The organism is Mycobacterium arosiense ATCC BAA-1401 = DSM 45069, from assembly GCF_002086125.1.
Taxonomy (GTDB): domain Bacteria; phylum Actinomycetota; class Actinomycetes; order Mycobacteriales; family Mycobacteriaceae; genus Mycobacterium; species Mycobacterium arosiense.
The window spans coordinates 1-269 of the sequence record NZ_MVHG01000325.1 but is presented as its reverse complement, the minus strand read 5'-3'; the positions used below and the strand labels follow the sequence as shown (position 1 = coordinate 269).

The window sequence follows — 269 nt, the reverse complement described above, 5'->3', positions numbered from 1 at the left end:
ATCCAGGCTTGTGCCGCGCCGCGTGACTACGCCGACGGCACCTGGATCACCACGCCGATGCAACTGGCCTACCAGGAGCTGCACCTGCGCGGCATCGCCCACTCCGTGGAAGTCTGGCAGGAGCGACAACTGGTCGGCGGCCTCTACGGCCTGGCCATGGGCAGGCTGTTCTTCGGCGAATCGATGTTCAGCCGCGCCGACAACGCTTCCAAGGTCGGCTTCGTCACGCTGGTCCGCCATCTGCGCGACGCCGGCTTCGTCCTCATCGA

The 269-nt window shown here is 66.5% G+C and carries 1 protein-coding gene; it reads left to right on the top strand.

What is annotated here, in order from left to right; genetic code table 11:
* A partial coding sequence (locus BST14_RS32070; protein ID WP_281252839.1) for a leucyl/phenylalanyl-tRNA--protein transferase occupies positions 1 to 269 on the top strand: 269 nt, incomplete at both ends.